The 22,324-nt window shown below is 71.2% G+C and carries 15 protein-coding genes and 1 pseudogene; 7 read left to right on the forward strand and 9 right to left on the reverse strand.

What is annotated here, in order from left to right; genetic code table 11:
• Positions 1-166: 166 nt before the first annotated feature.
• The 3 genes and pseudogenes from mutM to IF12_RS24035 form a co-directional block, all read right to left on the reverse strand.
• A pseudogene (gene mutM, locus IF12_RS27190) lies at positions 167-999 on the reverse strand (bifunctional DNA-formamidopyrimidine glycosylase/DNA-(apurinic or apyrimidinic site) lyase).
• 59 nt (positions 1,000-1,058) lie between these two features.
• The gene (locus IF12_RS24030) at positions 1,059-1,682 is read right to left on the reverse strand and encodes a response regulator transcription factor (RefSeq protein ID WP_051704228.1); all 624 of its coding nucleotides are present in this window, start codon (positions 1,680-1,682) and stop codon (positions 1,059-1,061) included.
• A 180-nt stretch (positions 1,683-1,862) separates the two neighbouring features.
• Complete coding sequence (locus IF12_RS24035; protein WP_051704229.1) at positions 1,863-2,606, reverse strand: CAP domain-containing protein; 744 nt, start codon at positions 2,604-2,606, stop codon at positions 1,863-1,865.
• A gap of 348 nt (positions 2,607-2,954) precedes the next feature.
• Between IF12_RS24035 and IF12_RS0110505 the strand changes: the two genes are divergently transcribed.
• The 4 genes from IF12_RS0110505 to IF12_RS0110520 all read left to right on the forward strand — a co-directional run bounded on the left by IF12_RS0110505 (position 2,955) and on the right by IF12_RS0110520 (position 9,035).
• A complete protein-coding gene (locus tag IF12_RS0110505) occupies positions 2,955-3,143 on the forward strand; it encodes a hypothetical protein (RefSeq protein WP_030157742.1) in 189 nt (62 codons plus the stop codon).
• Between the two features lie 316 nt (positions 3,144-3,459).
• Positions 3,460-7,002: a chromosome segregation protein SMC gene (gene smc / locus IF12_RS0110510; protein ID WP_030157744.1), complete on the forward strand. Its 3,543-nt coding sequence runs from the start codon at positions 3,460-3,462 to the stop codon at positions 7,000-7,002.
• A gap of 80 nt (positions 7,003-7,082) precedes the next feature.
• Positions 7,083-8,219, forward strand: coding sequence for a signal recognition particle-docking protein FtsY (ftsY, locus tag IF12_RS0110515; RefSeq protein WP_030157746.1), 1,137 nt, complete (start codon positions 7,083-7,085; stop codon positions 8,217-8,219).
• A gap of 27 nt (positions 8,220-8,246) precedes the next feature.
• Positions 8,247-9,035, forward strand: a complete 789-nt coding sequence (locus IF12_RS0110520) for a phosphotransferase enzyme family protein (RefSeq protein ID WP_030157748.1) — start codon at positions 8,247-8,249, stop codon at positions 9,033-9,035.
• A gap of 434 nt (positions 9,036-9,469) precedes the next feature.
• Here the strand turns inward: IF12_RS0110520 and IF12_RS0110525 are convergent, their stop codons facing one another.
• Both IF12_RS0110525 and IF12_RS0110530 read right to left on the reverse strand, forming a co-directional pair.
• Positions 9,470-10,756 carry a vanadium-dependent haloperoxidase gene (locus IF12_RS0110525; protein ID WP_081913464.1) on the reverse strand — a complete coding sequence of 429 codons (1,287 nt, stop codon included), beginning with the start codon at positions 10,754-10,756 and terminating at the stop codon, positions 9,470-9,472.
• Between the two features lie 459 nt (positions 10,757-11,215).
• The gene (locus tag IF12_RS0110530; protein WP_030157752.1) at positions 11,216-12,484 is read right to left on the reverse strand and encodes a transglutaminase-like domain-containing protein; all 1,269 of its coding nucleotides are present in this window, start codon (positions 12,482-12,484) and stop codon (positions 11,216-11,218) included.
• A 249-nt stretch (positions 12,485-12,733) separates the two neighbouring features.
• Here IF12_RS0110530 and IF12_RS0110535 point away from each other — a divergent pair, with 249 nt between their 5' ends.
• On the forward strand, positions 12,734-12,994 hold the full coding sequence (locus tag IF12_RS0110535; protein WP_030157754.1) for a hypothetical protein: 261 nt from the start codon (positions 12,734-12,736) through the stop codon (positions 12,992-12,994).
• A gap of 73 nt (positions 12,995-13,067) precedes the next feature.
• Here the strand turns inward: IF12_RS0110535 and IF12_RS0110540 are convergent, their stop codons facing one another.
• Both IF12_RS0110540 and IF12_RS0110545 read right to left on the reverse strand, forming a co-directional pair.
• The gene (locus tag IF12_RS0110540; RefSeq protein ID WP_051704230.1) at positions 13,068-14,525 is read right to left on the reverse strand and encodes a cellulase family glycosylhydrolase; all 1,458 of its coding nucleotides are present in this window, start codon (positions 14,523-14,525) and stop codon (positions 13,068-13,070) included.
• Between the two features lie 147 nt (positions 14,526-14,672).
• On the reverse strand, positions 14,673-15,710 hold the full coding sequence (locus IF12_RS0110545) for a LacI family DNA-binding transcriptional regulator (protein ID WP_030157758.1): 1,038 nt from the start codon (positions 15,708-15,710) through the stop codon (positions 14,673-14,675).
• A gap of 245 nt (positions 15,711-15,955) precedes the next feature.
• On the opposite strand from IF12_RS0110545, the gene IF12_RS0110550 reads away from it, so the two are divergent.
• A complete protein-coding gene (locus tag IF12_RS0110550) occupies positions 15,956-18,385 on the forward strand; it encodes a glycoside hydrolase family 2 protein (RefSeq protein WP_030157760.1) in 2,430 nt (809 codons plus the stop codon).
• A gap of 174 nt (positions 18,386-18,559) precedes the next feature.
• Entirely contained in the window at positions 18,560-19,408 is an 849-nt protein-coding gene (locus tag IF12_RS0110555; RefSeq protein WP_030157763.1) for a type II CAAX prenyl endopeptidase Rce1 family protein, read from the forward strand.
• Between the two features lie 141 nt (positions 19,409-19,549).
• Here IF12_RS0110555 and IF12_RS0110560 read toward each other — a convergent pair whose 3' ends face one another.
• Both IF12_RS0110560 and IF12_RS0110565 read right to left on the reverse strand, forming a co-directional pair.
• Positions 19,550-20,773: an aminoglycoside phosphotransferase family protein gene (locus IF12_RS0110560; protein ID WP_081913465.1), complete on the reverse strand. Its 1,224-nt coding sequence runs from the start codon at positions 20,771-20,773 to the stop codon at positions 19,550-19,552.
• Positions 20,774-21,912: 1,139 nt separating this feature from the next.
• Positions 21,913-22,324: HNH endonuclease signature motif containing protein (locus IF12_RS0110565; RefSeq protein WP_030157767.1), on the reverse strand; the 412-nt coding region annotated here is incomplete at its 5' end.

Genomic DNA, 22,324 nt, shown 5'->3' on the forward strand with positions numbered 1-22,324 from the left:
TGGTCATCTCCGCGTCTCGCGCGCGCGTACAGGTCCCATAGGTAAAGCCATCCCTAACCCCCACCCACCCGGGGGAACGACCCTAGTGGCGATCATGGCACGGGGGTACGACAGAAAACCGGGCTCAGAACGCGCTTGTCACCCGAAAGCGTGAGTGGGCGGTTCGCTACTTCTGGCATTTGGGGCAGTAGTGGGCCGAGCGGTCGCCGATGACCTCTCGCACGATCGGGGTCCCGCACCGCTTGCACGGCTGGCCCGCGCGGCCGTAGACCGCCAGTTCCCTCGCGAAGTACCCCGCCTCGCCCCTCGCGTCCACGTACAGCTCGTCGAACGAGGTCCCGCCGACCGCGAGCGACTCGGTGAGCACGTCCGTGACATGCCCCAGCAGCTCCATCGCCTTGCGCTGCGAGATCGAGTCGCCGCTGCGCCTGCCGCGCAGCCGCGCGCGCCACAGCGCCTCGTCGGCGTAGATGTTCCCGACGCCGCTGATCCAGCCCTGGTCGAGCAGGGCCTTCTTCACCTCGATGCGCCTCCTGCGCAGCCGCGCGGCGCTCGCGGCCGCGTCGAACTCGGCCTCGAACACGTCCGGGGCGATGTGCCCCAGCGTCTTCGGCGCCGCCCCGTCCATCTCCGCCAGCTCCCAGAACCCGAAGGTCCGCGCTGGTCGATGAACCACAGCTCGCGCTCGTCGGCGAACCGCATCCGGCCCCGCAGGTGCTTGTGCGCCTCGCGCCCGTCCGTCACCACGTGCAGTTGCCCGCTCATGCCCAGGTGGCACACGAGCGCCCTGCCGTCGTCGAGGCCCAGCCACATGAACTTGCCGCGCCGCCCGCTGCCGGTGACCTCCAGCCCGGCGAGGTTCGCCTGGAAGTCGGCGATGCCGGGGGCGTGGCGGCGCACGGTCCGCGGGTTGTAGACCTCGACGGCGCTGATGCGTCCGCCGCGGAAGGCCGCGTCGACCCCGCGGCGGACCGTCTCTACTTCGGGAAGTTCTGGCACCGTTCGATTATGGGCCCTCGGGCCGGCGGGCCCGAGGGCCGCTCCCTCTGGAGTGCGGCTCAGCTGAGCTGCGGATGCTTCTCACGGACCGTGTCGATCCCGTAGTTGATCGCGAAGGCGATGGCCGCGAGCCTGGAGTTGACGCCGAGCTTGCCGAGCACGTTCTGCACGTGCGAGCGGACCGTGGAGACCGAGACGCCCATCTGGACGGCCATGTGGCTGGTCGGCTCGCCGCGCACGATGCGCCGCAGCACGTCGTCCTCGCGTGGGGTGAGGTGGTGCGCGAGTTCGAGCGCGTCCTGGTCGCCCAGCAGCGGCGCCGGCTGGAGCGCCGCCCGCAGCAACTGCGGGTCGTAGTACGGAGGGCTCGCCAGGCCGCAGTCGATGGCCTCGAGCAGGTCGTCGGGCATGATGTGGGTGTTGGCTATCCCCGCGGCGGCCACCGAGACGGCCTTGCGCAGGACCGAGCCGTCCTCGCGGTCGGTGATGAGGAAGACCGGTCGCTTGCAGTCGGTCAGGACCCGGTTCCGGGAGACCGCCTCAAGAGCGACCAGGCAGCAGTCGATCTGCGCGTCCGCGGCCGCGAGCGCGCGGGCGCTGCGGGCCTCGACCGGGAGGTCGCCGCGTCGGTGGAGCAGGGGTCGGATGCTGGCGGAGAAGACCTGATTCGGGTCGTACAGCATGACACGCACGGTTGGCACCTCGTCCTTCAGGTTTTTCGGTCGCCTCCCCAGATGCGCGCCCGTTCAGGCGGCCATCCCAGCATGACTGTTGGTAATCATTCAGTCCAGCGTTGAGTCGGATGGACGACAGTAAGAGGTAGAAGCGAGGTTCACCTGCGATAATGCGGTGCCTATTGCGGACTAGCCGAAGTTCTGGACCCAGTAGAGGGTCCCGTTGCGGTCGGCCACGCCGATGCCGATGACGTCGTAGCCGCAGTTGAGGATGTTCGCGCGGTGGCCCTCGGAGTTCATCCAGCCCTCCATGACCGCCTCGGCGTCCCGGTACCCGTACGCGATGTTCTCGCCGACGCCGCCCTGGTAGCCCTGCTGCGAGGCGCGCTCGGTCGGGCTGCGCCCGTCCAGCGAGGTGTGCGAGAAGTAGTCGTTCACGGCCATGTCCTCGGCGTGCAGCCGCGCGGCGGTGTCGAGCTTCCCGTCGCGCGAGAGCGCGCCGCAGCCGGCGTCGCTGCGGTTGCGGTTCACGATGTCGAGCACCGCGGCCTCGGCCGACGCGTACGGGGCCGAATCGCCGCCGCCTCCACCGCCGTTCCCGCCGCCGGAGTCCCCGCCTCCGGAACCGCCCGAGTCCTCGTCGTCGTCCTGCGCCGGGGGAGTGGTCTCCGGCGCTTCGGTGGTGGGGGCCTCCTCGGGCTCCTGCGGGCGGATCGCGGCCTCGTCGATCTGGAGCTCCGCGAGCACCGGCGTGGCGACCTCGACGGCGGGCGTCTCGCGCTCGGCGGACGCGGGCTCCCCCTCCAGTGGCGAGTCGAGCGCCCACAGTGACATGGCGGCCGCGGCGAGAGCGAAGGTCGTCAGGATCGCCAGGAACATCCGGCGGCGGCTCTCGGCGGGATCGCGGTGGCGCCCGCCCTGGAGTCTGCGCATGGGGGTACGCCTCGTCACGGGGAGTTACGTGTGTGAAATTCGCATTTGCCGCGCACCCTACCAGGTTCGGGGCCCGAGCGCATCGCGCACAGGCGTGCAGCGGCGGTGATGTACCCCCGCAGGTGTGACCCCCGTCGAATCCGGTGCACAAAGCATGTGCAAAGCTTGACGAAGACCGCCGTTCAGGCGGATGATGTTGAGAGACGGCCAGTGTTCACGAGCCGTGCTCCACTGGTCCGGCGAGGGGCAATCGGCCCCAGCGGCTAAAAAAATTCACTCAGCTAGATGCGACGTTATTCATGGTGCGTACGCCAACGCCACCGAACGACGCGATCGCAAGGAGAAACCATGGCGAAAGCCCTCTACGGCCACATCGGCCAGGCCACCGACAAGCGCCTGCTCGAAGAAGTGGTCCAGCTACGCGCGCGAGTACGTAACCTCGAGACCGAGCTCGCCGAGCTCCGGTCCCGGGAGGACGAGATCGAGCACGATCATGTCGAGGAGTTGATGCGGCTGCAAGAGCCCGCGTTGACCTAAGACATCACCCGCGACTACGGAATACCAGCGCGCCTGCTGCACGACAGCCGGCGCGCATTGTCGTTTCGGGGGCACGGTCTTCTGTGCGGCCCCGCCGACTCCCTTCCGCGACGGGCCCTTTCGGGGGCTCGCCTCCCGCGCGTCGCCGACCCCTCCGCGACCGTTCCTCCCGGCCGCCCCTCCCGAAGACCCTGCACCCCAACGACGCAGCGGTTCGGCCCCTCCAGTGCCCTCGATGTACCCGGCTCGGTCCCACCGGCCTTGTAGGCTGGGACGGTCCCGACCCAGCCGACGCACACCCAGCCCGGAGCGACCGTTGTACCTCAAGAGCCTCACGCTGAAGGGCTTCAAGTCCTTCGCCTCGGCCACGACCCTGCGTTTCGAACCGGGGATCACCTGCGTGGTCGGACCGAACGGCTCCGGCAAGTCCAATGTCGTCGACGCGATCGCCTGGGTTCTCGGCGAGCAGGGCGCGAAGTCCCTGCGCGGCGGCAAGATGGAGGACGTCATCTTCGCCGGCACCACCGGCCGCCCCGCGCTCGGCCGCGCCGAGGTCACGCTGACCATCGACAACGCCGACGGCGCCATCCCCATCGACTACTCCGAGGTCTCGATCACCCGCCGCATGTTCCGCTCCGGCGAGGGCGAGTACGAGATCAACGGCGACCGCTGCCGCCTGCTCGACGTCCAGGACCTCCTGTCGGACGCCGGCATCGGCCGCGAGATGCACGTCCTGGTCGGCCAGGGCAAACTCGACTCCTACCTCCACGCCCGCCCCGAGGACCGCCGCGCCTTCATCGAGGAGGCCGCCGGCGTCCTCAAGCACCGCAAGCGCAAGGAGAAGGCCCTCCGCAAACTCGAAGGCATGCAGGGCAACCTCGACCGCCTCGCCGACCTCACCGGCGAACTGCGCCGCCAGCTCAAGCCGCTCGGACGCCAGGCCGAGCTCGCCCGCCGCGCCCAGACCATCCAGATGGACCTGCGCGAGGCCCGCCTGCGCCTGCTCGCCGACGACCTCACCTCCCTGCGCGGCAACATCGCCAAGGACCTCGCCGACGAGGAGGCCCTCAACGAGCGCAAGGCCGTCCTCGCCGACGAGCACGAGCGCCTCTCCGGCCAGGTCAACGAGGTCGAGGCCGCCCACGCGGCCGACAAGCCGCGCCTGGCCCGCCTCCAGGAGACCTGGTACCGGCTCCAGGCGGTCGCCGAGCGCCTGCGCTCGACCGCGCAGCTCGCCGCCGAACGCCGCCGCTACCTCTCCGAGGAGCAGGACGACCGCGCCGGGCGCGACCCCGAGGTCCTCGAGACCGAGGCCGAGCGCATCCGCGAGCAGGAGATCGAGCTGCGCGAGTCGATCGCCGAGGACTCCGAGCGCCTCGCCTCCGCCGTGGAGGCCCGCGAGGAGACCGAGACCGCGCTGGCCGAGGCCGAGCAGCGCATCGTCACCGCCGTCAAGGCCGCCGCCGAACGCCGCGAGGCCCTCGCGACCCTCCGCGGCCGCGTCGACGCCCTCCAGACCCGCACCGCCGCGGCCGCCGAGGAACTCGAACGCGCCGCCACCGCTCTCGCCGAAGCCCGCGAGCGGGCCGAGGCCGCCGCCGAGGCGCACGCCGAAGCCGAGGCCGAGAGTGAGACCGCCTCGGCGAACACCGAGTTCGACGAGGCCGTCGAGCAGGCCAAGGCCCGCGTCGCCGCCGCCAAGGCCGAGGCCGACCGCCTCCAGGCCGCCGAACGCGAAGCCGACCGCGAGGCCTCCCAATGGGCCGCCCGCGAGGAGGCCCTCGCCGTCGGCCTGCGCCGCAAGGACGGAGCCGCGGCCCTCCTGGCCCGCTCCGAGCCCGTCCCCGGCGTCCTCGGCTCCGTCGCCGCCCTCCTCACCGTCGAACCCGGCTACGAGGCCGTCCTGGCCGCCGCGCTCGGCCGCCTCGCCGACGCCATCGCCGTCACCGGCCCCGCGAGTGCGGCCGAGGCCATCCGCCTGCTCCGCAGCGAGGACGGCGGGCAGGCGTCGTTCGTCATCGCGGGGACGCAACCGGCCCTCGCCGTCCCGCCCGGCCACAAGGCCGTCGCCGACACCGTCGCCGCCCCCGCCGAGCTCGCGCCCGCCGTCCGCGCCGTCCTCGCCGGGATGGTCGTCGCCGACGACCTCGCAGCGGCCCAGGCGATCGTGGCCGCCGACCCCCGCCTCACCGCCGTCACCCGCGACGGCGACGTGCTCGGCGCGGCCACCGCCCACGGCGGCTCCGCCAAAGGACAGTCCTATATCGAGATCCAGGCGGCCGTCGACGAGGCCCGCGACCGCAAGATCGCCGCCGAAGCCCTCGTCGCCCAGCTCGGCGAGCAGCTCGACACCGCCCGAGGCGCCCTCGCCGAGGCCGAGAGCGCCGCCGAAGGCGTCCGCGCCGCCCAGCGCCAGGCCGAGGCCGCCCACGGCGTCGTCGCCCGCCGACTCGCCGAACTCGGCGCCGCCGCCCGCAGCGCCGAAGCCGAGGTCGCCCGCCTCGCCCAGGCCCGCGACCGCGCCCAGTCCGCCCGAGAGACCGACACCGCCGGGCTCTCCGACCTCGAAGCGCGCCTCGACGAACTCGAGTCCCTCCCCGCGATCGAGGAGCCCTCCACCGACGAGCGCGACGTCCTCTCCCGCGAACTCGACGCTACTCGCCAGAACGAGATGGAGACCCGCCTGGCCGTGCGCACCGCCGAGGAGCGCGCCTCCGCGCTCGCCGGCCGCGCCGACGCCCTGGCCCGCCAGGCCCAGTCCGAGCGCGCCTCCCGCGCCCGCGCCGAGGCCCGCCGCGCCGCCCGCGCCCGCGGCGCCGCCGTCGCCGCGCTCGTCGCCGAAGCCGCTGAGCACGCCGGCGTCCAGCTCACCGACTCCCTCGAGGCCGCCGCGATCGAACGCGACCGCATCGCCGCCGAGCAGGCCCGCCGCGAGGCCGCCCTCGCCGAACTGCGCACCCGCGCCGGCGCCACGGCCGCCGAACTCGAACGCATCACCTCCGCCGCGCACCGCGACGAGGTCGCCCGCGCCGAGCAGCGCCTGCGCATCGAGCAGCTCGAGGAGAAGGCCGGCGCCGAGTTCGGCGTCGACATCGAGACGCTCCTGGCCGAGTACGGCCCCGACCAGCCCGTGCCGCCCACGACCGAGGAGATCGCCGCCGCCGAGGACAAGGGCCGGCCCGCGCCCGAGCCGGCCGAGTTCGACCGCGCCGCCATGGAGAAGCGCGCCGGCCGCGGCGAGCGCGAACTCAAGCTCCTCGGCAAGGTCAACCCGCTCGCGCTCGAGGAGTTCGCCGCGCTCGAGGAGCGCTACAAGTTCCTCAACGAGCAGCTCGAGGACGTCAAGCAGACCCGCGCCGACCTCCACACGGTCGTCAAGGAGGTCGACGACCGCATCCAGCAGGTCTTCGCCGAGGCCTTCGCCGACACCGCCCGCGAGTTCGAGCACGTCTTCCAGACCGTCTTCCCCGGCGGTGAGGGCCGCATCCTCCTGACCGACCCCGAGGACCTGCTCCACAGCGGCGTCGAGGTCGAGGCCCGCCCGCCCGGCAAGAAGGTCAAGCGGCTGTCGCTGCTGTCGGGCGGCGAGCGCTCGCTGACGGCGCTGGCGCTGCTGTGCGCGATCTTCCGCGCCCGCCCCAGCCCGTTCTACCTGATGGACGAGGTGGAGGCGGCGCTGGACGACGTGAACCTGGGGCGCCTGCTCAACCTGCTGCGCCAGCTCCAGGAGAACTCGCAGCTGCTCATCATCACCCACCAGAAGCGGACGATGGAGATCGGCGACGCCCTCTACGGGGTCACCATGCGCTCGGGTGTCACGCAGGTCATCAGCCAGAAGTTCTCCCGCGAAGAGGACTGAGGCCGCCCCAGTACAGTGGTCTCACGGATGCGACTGCCAGGTCGCAAGTGTGAGACCTACCCGCTCGCTGGAGGAGTTTCGTGGACAACCTGTGGATCTGGCTGGTCGCGGCCGTGGTCGCGATCGCGGCCGTCGTCGGCGTCGTCGCGGCGGTGCGCGCGTCCCGGTCGAAGTCGGCGCCCGTGGAGGCGCCCGCTGCGGAGCCGCAGGTCGAGGCCCCGAAGCCGGCCGCGCCGCAGGCCGCGGAACCGCAGGTCGCCGAGCCCTCGATCGAGACTCCCGAGCCGGTCGCCGGCCGCCTGGTGCGGCTGCGTTCGCGCCTGGCCCGCTCCAACAACGCGCTCGGCAAGGGCCTGCTGGCCCTGCTCGCCAGCGACAAGCTCGACGACGACGTGTGGGACGAGGTCGAGGAGACCCTCCTGTCGGCCGATGTGGGCCTGGCGGACACGACCGAGGTGGTCGAGCGCCTGCGCGAGCAGGTCAGGGTCCTCGGCACGAGGGATCCCGAGGAGCTGCGCCGCCTGCTGAAGGCCGAGCTGACCGCCGTCCTCGAACCGGAGCTCGACCGCTCGATCGCGACGGTCTCGCCCTCGGGGGAGGGCCCGGCGGTGATCCTCATGGTCGGCGTGAACGGTTCGGGCAAGACCACCACCTGCGGGCGGGTCGCGCGGGTCCTCATCGCCGAGGGCCGCACGGTGATCATGGGCGCGGCCGACACGTTCCGCGCCGCCGCCGCCGAGCAGCTGGAGACCTGGGGCGCCCGCGTGGGCGCGAAGGTGGTCCGCCGCGGCGAGGGGGCCGACCCGGCGTCGGTGGCCTTCGACGCGGTCAAGGCCGGGATCGACGAGGGCGCCGACGTGGTCCTGGTGGACACGGCCGGGCGCCTCCAGAACAAGGCCGGGCTCATGGACGAGCTCGGGAAGGTCAAGCGGGTCGTCGAGAAGCAGGGCCCGGTGGCCGAGACGCTCCTGGTGCTCGACGCGACGACCGGGCAGAACGGCCTCCAGCAGGCGAAGGTCTTCGGCGAGGTCTGCCAGGTGACCGGGATCGTGCTCACCAAGCTCGACGGCAGCGCCAAGGGCGGGATCGTGGTCGCGGTTCAGCGGCAGTTGGGGGTACCGGTTAAGCTGGTCGGACTCGGCGAGGGTCCGGACGACCTGGCCCCGTTCGAGGTCGGAGCGTTCGTCGACGCGCTTGTCGACGGCGCCGACGGCTGACACAGACCAGGGGCACAGCGGGTACCGGTGAGTCAAGACGAGATTCCGCTCATTGGCGGCAACACGAGCACGGTGGTCCGGCTCGGCGACACGGTCCGCCGGAACACCGGGCCCTGGACCCCCGCGGTCCACGCGCTGCTGCGGCACCTCGACGGTGCCGGGTTCACGGGCGCGCCGCGGGTCCTGGGCGTCGACGAGCACGCGCGCGAGGTGCTCTCGTTCGTGGAGGGCGAGCCGGGGAAGTACCCGCTGGCGCCGCACTGGACCACCGACGAGACCATGAGCGCGGTCGCGAAGATGCTGCGGATGTTCCACGACGCGCAGTACGGCTTCCGGCCCGCGCCGAACGCGACCTGGCGGTCCTTCGGGCCGCCGCCGCCGGACACCGAGGTGATCTGCCACCACGACGCCGCGCCGCACAACGTGGTCTGGCGGCCCGACGGGACGCTCTCGCTCATCGACTTCGACCTGGCGAGCCCGGGCGCGCGGATCTACGACGTGGCCTACGCGGCCTGGACGTGGGTGCCGATCTTCACCGACCGGGACTCGATCACGCTGGGCTGGAAGAAGCCCGACCGGCCGAGGCGGCTGCGGATGTTCGCCGACGCCTACGGGCTCTCCGACCGCGACCGCCAGCGCTTCATCAAGGTGATCCGCAAGCGCATCGTGGACCACATCGAGGGCATCCGTCGGATGGCCCAGGCCGGGGACCCGGCATTCGAGCGGATCGTGGAGAAGGGGCACCTGCGCCGCCCCGCGCGCGACCTGCGGCTGCTGGACGCCGAGCGGTACATCCTGGACGAGGCCCTGCGCTGACCCGAGAGGGCGCGCGGGGGTGGGGTTCGGCATGGGGCGAAGACCCGCCGACGAGCCGGGAGCCGAGGGTCTTCGCCCAGTAGAGCGCTCCCAATGACTGCCTAGTGATGGGCTGCCGAGTCTGTTCGAGGGAGCGCCGGGCTTTGGTTGCGCGATGGGATTATGAGGGAATAGCAGCAAACCTACCGTGCTAGCGTTTGCCTGTCAATACATTGGCAAACGTCAATATTATGTAACGCACGATCGCAGAACCGCCCCATCGCCGAGATCCCTTCCATTGCGGGACAAAGCATCTCGACATTCAAGTCGAAACCCTCCCGGCGCCGCCGACCCGGGCCCCCGCACCTCCGCAGCACGTGCCGGGGCGCCCCGGCCGCCCGCATGTCGCGGCCGAGGCGCCCCGCCCCGCCGAGCGGGGCCTTGTGGAAGCGGTCTCAATCGATCAGGTCGCCCGCCCGCGTCAGCACGTACGCCGCGACCGTCCGACTCAGCTCCACCCCCGCGAGGTCGGCCGCCCGCGAGTGGATGCCCGACCACACGCGCGCGTCGATGTTCTCGGTCGTGAGCGGATGCCACGTCGTGTACGTGCGGGTCACGCCCGGCGCCGACGGGCTCGGAATGGTGAACGCCGCCCCCGGGCCGTCGCCGACCAGCTGCGTCAGCACCTCCTCGGCCGAACCCGAGTAGGTGTTGTGGCCGCTCGGGTAGTCCGGATGCGAGGGCGTGACGTGCAGCGGCTCCCAGTCCGGGTCCGGCACCGTCTGCGGGTCGCCGTCGTCGACCGGCCCGGCGATCGCCGTGACCGGCCGCCACCACAGGTGCGCGTACTTCGAGTCCGAGGTCGCGATCTGGGTGTCCACCGAGGCGACGTGGAACAGCGCCACCAGCTCCACCTGGTCGCGCAGCGACCCGCGGTGGTGCTCGAGCGCGGCCCGCAGCACCGGCGTGTACAGCACGAACGAGCTGCCGTACCAGAACTGCGCGACGTCGGTCTGCTCCTGGGTCCGCTCGGTGCTCGCCAGCCCGCCGTAGACGTACAGCTCCTCGACGTCGGCGCGGTACGCCTCGCTCCCGAGCGCCGGGGGCGGGTCCAGCCGGAACTGGTCGGCGCTGTCGAGCGCGAACGGGACCGCGAACCGGGTGCCGGCCTGCTGCCCGGGCCCGAAGGCCGGCGGCGTCGGCTGCCAGACGCCGGGCGCCGGCGCGGGCGGCGTGTACGGCGGGTTCACCGAGGCCGGGTCGAGCCCGTCCCCTTCGCGCTCGGCCAGCAGCGCGTCGGCCTTCGCCGCCCCGGTCGACAGGCCCTTGCGCCTGGCCTTGCCCAGCGGGATGCGCTTGAGCGCCTTGCCGAGGGCCGCGTCGAGCTCGGCGACCCGGGTCGGCGCGATCGTCACGAGCGTGCGGTGCACGGCCCCGGCGAGCGCGGCTTCCCGGTAGTGCCGCTCGTCGACGCCGAAGGGCACCCGCTTGACCGCTCGCGCCGCGGCGAGCCAGGCGATCGCCCAGGTGCGGCTGTTGGTCACCTGCGCCGTCGCGCCCGCGGCGGCGACCGTGTCGACGGTGGTGTCGTACCAGGAGAGGACGGCCCCGGACCGAGGGCCTGAAGGCGCGGCCGAGGCCGGCGAAGCGGTGGCCGCGAGGCCGGCGGCGGCCGCCGCGGGTGCGGCGGCGATGATCGCGCGCCGGGACAGGGAGGTGTGCGGAGATTCGTCGGAGGACATGATGCTCCTTGCAGTGCGGTGCTGAACGGAAGGCGGGGAGCGGAATCCGGCGCGAGCGGGGAATCGTGGCCGCCCGCGCCGGGCGATCGGAGGCGGCGGCCCGCGATGCGGGTGCCGCGCGCCGCCGCTCGGGGAGGGAACGCGGTGACGCGGTGAGAAGGGCGACGGTGGAGGTCGGCCCTCAGCGACAGAGGGCGCTGGCGACGCGCATCTGGTCGACCTCGCGCCGCTGTGCGAAAGCGTTGGCGGACTGCATGGAACGAATGTAGCGGTATTCCTATGGGAATACTAGGAAATACTGGTCATTCTTAACGGAAACGACTGCGGCCGTTCCCCAGGCGGTGACAGAACCAGTACCGGATTACCCCGAGGCCACCCCGACGCGACGCCGAGAATCCAAGGGCACCAAGGGCATCCGCCGTGACACCGCGCAAGACCGCGGCCTCCGGCCCCGTACCGTCAGGCCGCCGTCCACCGCAGTTCACGGGACGCCAAGGGCCCGTAAGGGGTCAGCACGGCCAGGTCCGCCCGGTGCTCGCCCGGGTCGCGGTCGAAGGCCCGCGTGAAGCGCAGCTCGGCCGCGTGCGGGCCCGCCTCGGCGGTGATCGGCTCGCCGTTCCAGGCCCCGCCCACCGCGTACGGGTGCACCGGTTCGATCCGCGCCGCCGGGCTCCCTTCGAGCGCGACGACGCCCACCGCGAGGTCCGAGAGCCGCGGATAGGCGTCCTCGGCGCTGCGCAGCAGCCGCTCGGTCGGCAGCACCTGCCCGTCCTGGAACACCGGCACGTACCCCTCCGGGGCCCAGGCCGCCCCGCTCACCGACGCGTGCGCGAAGTACGCCGACCACAGCGCCGGGTCCTGGATCGCGTTGCGCGGCCCCACGTGCACCGGCCGCGCCGGGCTCTTGCGCGCCTGGAGCTCCGGCAGGTTCAGCGCCCGCCCGTCCTCGCCGGCCCAGTAGGCCCCGTGCTGGCCGTCGAGCAGCACCCACCGGTCGAGCTCGTCGATCCAGGCCTCCGCGACGGCGTGCCCCTGGCCGACCCCGTCGTGGTAGTCCCCGCGCCGCAGCCACACCCGCCGCGCCGGTATCCGCAGCGCGTTGAGCCCCTGCGCCAGCACGATCGAGTACTCCACGCACGAGTAGCGCGCCCCCAGGGCCACCTGCTCGAGCACGTCCAGCGCGTCGCCGGCGTTGATGCGGGCGTTGGCGTGCCGCCACAGCCCCGACGCCCACGCCAGCAGCGCCTTCGCCGTCGCCCACGAGCCCTCGCCGGGGCGCGGCAGCCGCGCCAGCAGCTGCGACTCGCGGTGCGCCTCGATCCGGTCGAGGCGCAGCGGCGCCGCCGTCTCCGGCTCGGGCCAGGCGGTGATGCGCAGCGGCGGCGCGGGCACGTTCGCCCGCGCCCGCTCCAGGGCCTTGTCCCAGTCCGGGTCGGCGCCGAACGCGGCCGACAGCTCCGGTTCGAACAGGTCCGTCTGGTGGAAGCCCGCCTCGATCGCCTCGTCGAGGCGCGAGCGGGCCCCCGCCAGGCCGACCTTGTGGGCGGCGATGGCGAGCGAGGGCGCCCAGAGGTCGCGCCAGAACTCGGTGTCGGCGCGCAGGGTCCGCTCCAGGTCCAGGAGGGTCCACCAGCGGGCGCCGCGCATGGCGTCCTGCGCGATCGTGCGCACGCGCGCGAGCTGGGAGGCACCGTGCGGGCTCGCGGTGCGCTGAGAGGGTCGGGCCATGGGTTCGAGGGTAGTTGCCGCCACGCCGGGGGCAAACCCCGTTGTGCCCGTCACCGCGGAGCGCTAGAGTTGCGGCATGATCCTTTAGAAGCGATGCGGCCGCGCCCCTGCGACGGGGCCCGCCGATACGACAGCGTGCAAGTTCTCTGGGACGTCGAGCCGCTTCCGTCGCGAAGCCGATGGGCCGCACCGGTCCGGCACCGCCCCGCGCTCACGTCTCTTCATGCTCCACCTGAGAAGGGGATCCCTATGACCGCTGAAGCTCCCAAGTCGCGGAAGACCACCGCCGGCAGCACCTCGAAGGGCGGCGCCGCCGAAGACCGCGTCCCCGAAGCCGAGGCCGAGGAGACCGCCGAGCCGCTCAATCGCGAGGAGCGCCGGGCGAAGGCCCGCGGCAAGAAGGCGGGCCAGCCCGCCAAGAACCCGATCGGCTCCAAGAAGTCGAACGTCCGCTCGCAGATGCCGGGCGGCGGGGTCGGCAAGTTCCAGCTCCCGACCAAGAACGGCTGATCCCGGCACCACCGGGCCAGTGACGTGCGGGCGGCGGACCTCTCGGTCCACCGCCCGCTTTCGCGTATTCCGGTTACACCGCTTCGCAGGTCACGGTCGGCGTGCCGACCGGGCCCGAGGCGATGAAGCCGAAGGCCTCGATGGTCTGGCCGCTCGCGACCGAGCCGTTCCAGCCCACGTCCGAGGCGGTGACGCTCGAACCCGAGGCGCTGATGTCGGCGTTCCACGAACTGGTGATCGCGGTGCCGCCGGACCAGGTCCAGGTGAGGCGCCAGCCGTCGATCGCGCCCGCGGAGGCGGTCACCGAGACGTTGCCCTGCCAGCCCGAGCCCCAGTCGCTGGCCACGGTGATGGCCGCCGAGCAGTCGCCGTCGCCCGGCTCACCGGTCGGCTCATCGGTGGGTTCATCCGTCGGCTCGTCAGTCGGCTCGTCCGTGGGCTCATCAGTGGGCTCGTCGGTCGGCTCATCGGTCGGCTCGTCCGTCGGGCCCGGGTCGCCGCCGAAGACGGTCGCGCGTACCGAGGTGTTCGCGATGCCGTACTGGCTGTTGAAGACGCGCTCGCCCCAGGCCGTCATCTGGCTCGGGTTGAAGTTCAGCACCTGGTCGAGGTTCTCCGCGCCGCCGCCGTTGCCGGAGTAGGACCAGGCGATCCATCCGATGCCGCGGGCCTGCGCCTCCGACTGGATGGTCTCCCACGCGACCGCCCCGCCGAAGTGCTCGTCGCCGTACTCGCCGACGATGAGCGGCAGGCCCATCGAAGCGAAGGCGTCGAAGTAGCTGATCACGTTCTGCGCGGAGCTGAAGACCTCGTACATGTGCACCGAGAACACCGTGTTGCCGTCGGGGTCGGCCGCGGCCACGCTCGGAGCGTTGTCGCGCATGTTGAACTCCCAGTCCTGGCCCCAGTTCGGGGCGTCGACCACGAGGGTGTGCTCGAAGCCGATCGAGCGCATCCGCTCGATCGCGTCGATGGTGGCGCCGGTCCACGCCGAGGCGTTCTGGTTGCCCCACGGCTCGTTGCCGATGTTGATGAGCACGTACGCCTCTTCGCCCGCCAGGACGCTGTAGAGGCCCTCCCAGTAGTCCACGGCCTGGTCGAGCGTCGCCGCGCCCGACTCCTCGCCGTAACCGGTCGTGTCGTGCACCTCCAGGACGCAGATGAGCTGCTGCGCCTTGCATTCGGCGATGATCTGGGAGACCCGCGAGGCGCTGCTGACGCCCCAGTCGCGCTGGCCGGAGCCGAGGACGACGCGGACGGTGTTGGCGCCCAGGTCGCTCAGCTCGGCGTAGCTGTCGAACTCGCCTTCGTACCAGATGTCCGGGTGCGAGGAGCCGCGCATGACGAACGGGTTGCCGTTGGCGTCGAGCAGCTGGGTGCCGTTGACGGAGAAGCCGCCCTGCTGCGCGCCGGCGGGTAGCAGCTGCCAGACTCCGGCGAAGACGATGGCGAGTGTCGCAACGGCTGCCATGAGCCAGGTGCGGACCCGCCGTCGCCGTGCCGGGGCGGCGTCGGTAGTGCCGATAACCATGTCGATCCCATCTGTAGGTTCGGGTTGTGAGGTGAATCGGTTAATCCCAACCTCAACATAGAGAACCATAAATATCGATGGGGGACAAGACGTGGTCCGAGATTGCCCGTTCCGCCCGATGGGGGCGAGGCCGCGGCGGCCCCCGGCTCAGGCCGGAGCCGGCCCCGTCGAACCGCGCGGCGAGAGCTGCGCGGGCCGGCACTGAACCGAGAAAGCCCGCTTCTCCGGGCTCGGGGCGTCGGCCCCGATGAGCGTGAGAAGCACTTCGGCGCAATGGGATCCGTACGCGCTGATGTCGCGCGTCAGCGAGGTGAGCGCCGGATGCGTCAGGCGGCACAGCGGCGAATCGTCCCAGGCCACGATGGACAACTGCTCCGAAACATGCAGGCCCAGTTCATGGGCGACGCCCAGACCCGCCACGGCCATCACGTCGTTGTCGTAGATGATCGCGGTCGGCCGGTTCGCCGAACTCAGCAGCCGCCGCGTGATCCGCGCGCCCTGCTCGCCGGTGTAGTCGCTGTGGACGGTCGTCATCGACTCCAGCCCGAGCGCCGCGGCCGTCTCGGTGTGCGCGGCGTCGCGGATCGCGGTGTGCAGCAGATGCGGCAGCCCCGCGATGCGGGCGACTCTGCGGTGCCCGAGGGCGTACAGGTACTCCAGGATCTCCCGGCACGGCTCGGCGTCGTCGTGCCAGACCGCCGGAAGCCGCGCGCCCTCGACCGGGCCGCCGACCGCCACGGCCGGCAGTCCCAGATCGGCGACGAAGTCCAACCGCGGATCGCTCGCGCCCACGTCGCACAGCAGCACTCCGTCCACCCGCCGCTCGGCCCACCAGCGGCGGTAGACCTCCAGCTCCTCCTCGACGGTGTCGACGATCTGGAGCGTCAGACCGAGCGACCCGGCCGACAACGTCGCCTCGATCCCGCTGATGAGCTCCATGAAGTACGGCTCGATCCCCAGCGTCCGGGCCGACCGCCGCAAGGCGATGCCCACCGCCTGTGCCGAGGAGACCGACAGCGACCGCGCCGCGCGATTGGGGACGAACCCCATCTCCGCGGCGATTCCCAGGATCTTCCTGCGCGTGTTCTCGGAGACCCCGGGCCTTCCGTTGAGCGCGTACGAGACCGCGCCTTTCGACACGCCCGCGGCGGCGGCGATGTCGGCGATGGTCACTCGCCTGGTCATCGGGGTCCTCTCAAGGCAGGGGTACGCGGCACAGGGGCGCACTTGCGCGCTCCACCGGTTTCCAGACTCTAGCGCACCAAGTCACCGAACCGGTTCAGCTATCATCCGACCACGGAGCGACCGCCGCCCCCGCGACGGGCGCCCCTACCCCACAATGAGAGCGGTACGGCACCCGACGACGCCGAACGCCGGCCGGGCCGCCCCCAGCGGGCGACCACCGAACGTCCCAACGCATAGGAGTCTCCTTGAGCGCCAAGCGAACCCTGCACGAAGGCTGGACCCTCACCGGCGACCCCGCCGCACCGGTCGCCGTCGACGCCGTCCCCGCGACCGTCCCCGGCGCCGTCCACACCGACCTCCTGGCCGCCGGGCTCATCGCCGACCCCTACCTCGACGACGCCGAACGCGGCCTCGCCTGGATTGGCCGCACCGACTGGACCTACCGCACCGCCTTCGACACCCCCGAAGGCACCTGGGACGGCATCGACCTCGCCTTCGACGGCCTCGACACCATCGCCCGCGTCACCCTCAACGGCACCGTCCTCGGCGAGACCGCCGACATGCACCGCCGCCACCGCTTCGACGCCCGCCCGGCCCTGCGCCCCCAAGGCCCCAACGAACTCGAAGTCGCCTTCACCGCCCCCTACACCTACGCCGAAGCCCAACGAGACCGCCTCGGCGACCGCCCCAACGCCTACCCCGAACCCGGCAACTTCATCCGCAAGGCCGCCTGCGACTTCGGCTGGGACTGGGGCCCGAACCTCGCCGGCGCCGGCATCTGGCGCGAAGTGCGACTCGAAACCTGGCGCACCGCCCGCATCGACACCGTCGTCCCCCGCGCCACCGTCCAAGACGGCCGCGGCATCGTCGACCTCCACGTCACCGTCCAGAAAGCCGCCGACACCGACCTCGAACTCCACTGCCGCATCGGCGAACACGAGACCCGCGCCCACCTCCCCGCCGGCGCCGACACCGCCGAGGTCCGCCTCGAAGTCCCCGACCCCGACCTCTGGTCCCCCCACGGCCGCGGCGCCCAGACCCTCCACCCCCTCGACGTCACCCTCACCGCCGCCGGCGGCGAACTCGACGCCTGGAGCACCCGCATCGGCTTCCGCACCGTCGAACTCGACACCGAACCGAACGACCACGGCCGCCCCTACACCCTCAAGATCAACGGCGAGACCGTCTGGATCAAGGGCGTCAACTGGATCCCCGACGAGGCGCTCACCCACCGCGTCGACCCCGCCCGCATCGAACGGCGCCTGCGTCAGGCGCTGGCCGCCGGCGTCAACTACCTGCGCGTGTGGGGCGGCGGGATCTACGAGTCCGCCGACTTCTACCGCCTCTGCGACGAACTCGGGCTCCTGGTCGGCCAGGACTTCCTGTTCGCCTGCGCCGCCTACCCCGAGGAAGAGCCCTTCTGGTCCGAGGTCGAAGCCGAGGCCCGCGACAACCTCGCCCGCCTCGCGCCGCACCCGAGCCTGGTCACCTGGACGGGCAACAACGAGAACCTCTGGGGCTGGCACGACTGGGACTGGCAGGCCCCGCTCGGCGACAAGACCTGGGGCGCCGGGTACTACCACGACCTGCTGCCCAAGCTCGTCGCCGAAGTCGACGGCACCCGGCCGTACTGGCCCGGCAGCCCCTACTCCGGCACCCGCGAACTGCACCCCAACGAGCAGGCCCACGCGAGCGTCCACATCTGGGACGTGTGGAACCGCGAGGACTACACCCGCTACCGCGACTGGAAGCCCCGCTTCGTCGCCGAGTTCGGCTACCAGGCGCCGCCGACCTGGTCCACGGTGCGGCGCATGGTCACCGACGAGCCGCTCGCCGCCGAGACGCCCGCGATGCTGTGGCACCAGAAGGCCGAGGACGGCCAGGCGAAGCTCCAGCGCGGCCTCGACGCGCACCTGCCGCCGGTCCGCGACTTCGACGACTGGCTCTACTTCACGCAGGTGAACCAGGCCCGCGCGATCCGCCTTGGCCTCGAGCGCTTCCGCGCCCTCCAGCCCTACTGCACCGGGGCGATCGTCTGGCAGCTCAACGACTGCTGGCCCGTGACCTCCTGGGCCGCGATCGACGGCGAGGAGCGGCTCAAGCCGCTCTGGTACGCCCTCAAGGACGCCTTCGCCGAGCGCATCGTCACCTTCCAACCCGATGGCGAGGGCCTGAACATGGTGGTGGTCAACGACTCCGCCGAGGCCTGGAACGGCGTCATCGGGTTCTGGAAGTGCAACCCCGAGGGCCGCATCATCGGCCGGGCGCTCGTCCAGATGGAGATCGACGCGCGCGACACCGCCGTCCTCGAACTCGAACCCGGCGCGATCCCCACCGACGGCCAGTTCCTCGTGACCGGCCGCGAGGACTTCCCCCGCGCGACCTGGTTCACCAAGGAGGACAAGGACATGGACTGGGCGACGGCCCGGTTCACGACCGAGACCGCGGTGGAGGGCGGCGAAGTCAAGGTCACGGTCACCGCCGAGACCGTCCTGCGCGACCTGTGCCTGTTCCCCGACCGCCTCGACCCCGAAGCGGCCGTGGACAAGGCCCTCATCACCATCGTCCCCGGCGAACAAGTCACCTTCACCGTGACCAGCGAAGCCATCGCCGCCTCCGCCGAACTCCAGAAGGCCCTGACCGAGAAACCCGTCCTGCGCGCGATCAACGACTGATCCCCGGGCCCGACGCGGGCGGCCCGGACGGCCGCCCGCGCCACGGCCTCGCGACCCGCCTCCACGCACCAGGTTCAACCTCCGGCCCATTCGGAGATCCCACTACGGAACCGACCCTACTGCGATACCGTCCGACCAGGGTTTTCACGCTGGACCGATCGCGAAGGGGATCCGATGCCGGTGCCCGAGCTCTCCTCGAACGCGTTCGGACGTTTCATGGAACGCGGCGGCTGGTGGCGCGCCCTCCTGGTCACCGCGGTCTACCTCGTCCTCTACAACGCCGGCGGCCTGCTCATAGGGGCGCTCTTCGGCGACCGGATCGACCCCGACGACCAGTTCGCCGACACCGGCACCGTCTTCCTCTCCCTCGTGCTACCCCTGCTGATCGGCGGCCTCCTGCTCCTGGCCGCCGTCGCGGCCCTGCGCTGGTTTCCACCGCTGTTCGATCGGCAGCCGATCCGAGGCCGGGGCTGGATGTGGATCGCTCCGGTCATCATCGTGCTCGCCGCGGGCGCGCGCGTGGTCGGCACCGACTACGGCCAGTACGCCGCGGGCGTAGTCGCCCTGACCTACGCCGGCGGCCTGCTCATCGGCTTCGTCGAGGAGATCCTCGCCCGCGGCATCGTCATCCACATGCTTCGCCTCTCAGGACACTCCGAGCTGACGGTCATGCTGCTCTCCTCGCTGCTGTTCTCCCTGATGCACGCCACGAACCTGTTCTCCGGACAGCCGGTGACGACCGTTCTGGTCACCATGGGATTCACCTTCGTGTTCGGCATCGCCATGTACCTCACCCTGCGCGTCACCGGATTCCTGATCTGGCCCATGCTCCTGCACGCGATCACCGACCCCTCCTCCTTCCTCGCCACCGGCGGCATCGACGAAGCCGAAAGCGGGACGACCGACCCGCTCGTCTCCCTCGCCGGAACCTCGGTCTTCCTGTACGCGCTCCTGGGAATCGCCGCCCTGTTCCTGGTGCGCGGACGAGTCGGCGCCCGTAACAAGGACGCCGCCACATCCTGAACCGCCACCCGGGCGGGCGACTGCCGGGGTTCGGTCAGCAAGGGCAGCGACAGAGAGCGTGCCTCAGCTGGTGCGTTTCCGGGTCGGGTCTTCCGCAGTTCTCGGGAGGACTGCGAAGGTCCACCCGCCACGATGCATGACTCAGGATCCTGTCAGGAGATCATCGAAGCGGTCGCTCTCCAGCGCCGCGTCCAGGGACACCTGATCCTCTCGCCAAGCCTGGCAGCTCTGATGAACCGTCCAGACCGCCGCCCACTGCCGTGCGCGATGGCCGTCCAGCCCCATCAGGTCGGCGATCGCGTCGGCGCGCTGGAGAATCGCGGTCGCGGGCGGATGGTACGCCGCGAAGAATCCGATGTCCGAGTGCGGATCTCCGAGCTGCGGCGACGGGTCGACCACCACATAGCCGTCCCGGGCGCGGAGGATGTTCTTGTCGACGAAGTCTCCGTGCAGCAACACTGGCCGGTCGGTGCTGGCGCACAGCGCCAACGCTGTGGCCCTGGCGGCGTCAAGCCGGACGAGCCCGGCGTTCCCCCGCTCGGGCTCGCCCCTGGTCCGGCGTTCGAATTCGATGTCGGCGAGTGCCTGCCGCTCAAGCGCGGGATAGACCTCGGCCAGCGCGGCGAACGGGAACGACCCGGGAGCGGCCCGATGCAGCCTCGTCAACAGGCCAGCCGCCACCTTGGCAGCTTCCCCGTCGTCGCCCCTCGGCAGTGGCGTCCCCGGTCGTATCCGCTCCAGCAGCAACGCTCCGACAGGGAAGTCCGCATCGATGAGACGCACCGCGGACCGCGTGCCCGCCAAGGCGACCAGCGCCGCTGCTTCCGCTCGCGCCTGCTCCGGCGGGTTCACAAGTTTGACGACGACCGCGCCGCCGCCGACCCTCTGAGCGGCGAAGACGTCCGCGCTGCAACCGCCGTCCAAGCCGTGGGAGTTCTCGAGACCCCAGCGAAGCTCACACGCCTGGAGCCGTTGCCCGACATCATCCACCGCAACATCGTCCCAGGCGTCAACGGCAGTCGCGACCCTGTTTCGAAGCAAATCCTTCTTGTCGATCGCAGTAAGCCCGGCTCGAAAATCCACGTCCTGACCGACCGATACGGCCTGCCCATCGCCCTTGGCGTCTCGGGTACGAACCTGCATGACTCCCAAGCCTTCGAACCTCGCCTTCAGGGCATCCCCAAAGTCCGGTTCCGACGCGGGCCGCACCGATACAAACCCGCGAAGATCCACGCAGACAAGGCTTATGGCACCCTCGTCAACCACCATCTGCTGCGCGAGCGGCACCTCGGCGACCGGATCGCCTGCATTGGCACCGAATCCTCGAAGCGGCTCCCGCCACCGCTGGGCCGTCGAACGCACCATCGCCTGACTCTTCGGATACTGCCGCCTCACTCTCCGGAACTAGTGCCACGGCTACCTGTTCGCTGCGCTCCTGGCGCTCGCCGCCGCCGTCACCTGTTACAAGAAACTCACTGACTGAGACAAGCTCCAAGGGCTGCGATGACTCGGTGTGGGAGTGAGGCTGTCCGGTCGGTGGTGGTCGTGGTCAAAGACGGCAGCGACGAATGCGGTGGTGCTGGGTCGGGGCGGGGTCATCGGCTTCCCGGCTGTACTGGGTGGCGGTCAGGGATGGCAGCGACGACAGCGGTGGCGCTGGGTCTGGGCGGGTTCATCGGCTTTCCGGCTGCATCGGGGTTGCGGTCAGGGACTGCGGCGACGAGATCGGTGGTGCCGGGCCGGGGTCGGTTCATCGGCTTCCCGGCTGCATCAGGGTTGCGGTCAGGGATGGCAGCGACGAGTGCGGCGGCACTGGGTCTGAGTGAGTCTGTCGGCTTCCCGGCTGTGTTGGGTGGCGGTCAAGGACGGCGGCGACGAGATCGGTGTGCCGGGCCGGGGTGGGTTCATCGGCTTTGCGGCGCGTGTGGGTATGTGACCGCTCTGTTCTGTTTCCGGGCATGGCGAAGGGCCCGAACCCGTCTGGGTTTCGGGCGGGAAGACACTCGGTGTGCTCCCTTCCCCCCGCCCCGATCGCCACCGGGACGGGCAGGCTAAGAACGGCGGCTCACCGTAGTCGACGGGTACCGCCAGCACGGGCGTCTTCGCCTGGGGCCGTGCGGAACTGCTGGCAGCGAGAGCCGCTCGCTGCTCGTCCTCGGTGGGCGTGGGATCAACTGCCTGCTCGGCGGGTTCAGGGTTCGTGGTGGCGAACTTCTCGCGCAGCCGTGCACGGGCTGCCGCGATCTCGGCGAGGACCCGGTCTCTTTCGGCGGCCTCGGCCCGGTCATTGAGATCAGGAGTCAGCATCTCCGACCACTCCGACCGGTACAGACCAGTGGGGAACAGGCCTGCGGTGTCGTCCGCGCTGGCGTGTTCGGCATCCATGTCCGCATCGGTACGCCAGTCCGCGCACCCGCAGCCGGTGCTATTGGAGCCCTGGCCGCCCTGGCCGTCCTGTGCGTCGAGGGTGGTGTGCTCGTGGCCTTCGTGGTCGTGGTGGACGATCAGGGCCTGTCCGGGGCCGGTCTTCTCGACCGTCCAACCGGGGTGTGGATGCGCCCGTGGTGGAAGCGGCACAGCAGGATCAGGTTCTCAGCGACCGTGGGTCCGCCATCGGCCCAGTGCTGGAGGTGGTGGGCCTCGGTCCAAGCGACAGGCCGGTCACACCCCTGCCAGGCACAACCCCCGGGTTGCTCCAGTTCGAGTTTGCGGCGAAGCGCGGTGTTGGGCAGGCGCAAGGCCCTGCCGAGTTCCACGGCTTCGCCGGTGGCGTAGTTGAAGACCGAGGGGATGATGCCGGCTTCGCAGGCGAGGAGGCGGGCCCCGGCGACTGAGATGGGGCGGCCTTCGAGGAGGGGCAGGCGGCCGGTGTCCTTGCCCTGCAACGTCTCGATGTCCACGACCAGGTCGAGGGTG

Origin of the sequence: Glycomyces sp. NRRL B-16210, assembly GCF_000719515.1 — a bacterium.
In the GTDB taxonomy this organism is placed as follows: domain Bacteria; phylum Actinomycetota; class Actinomycetes; order Mycobacteriales; family Micromonosporaceae; genus Glycomyces.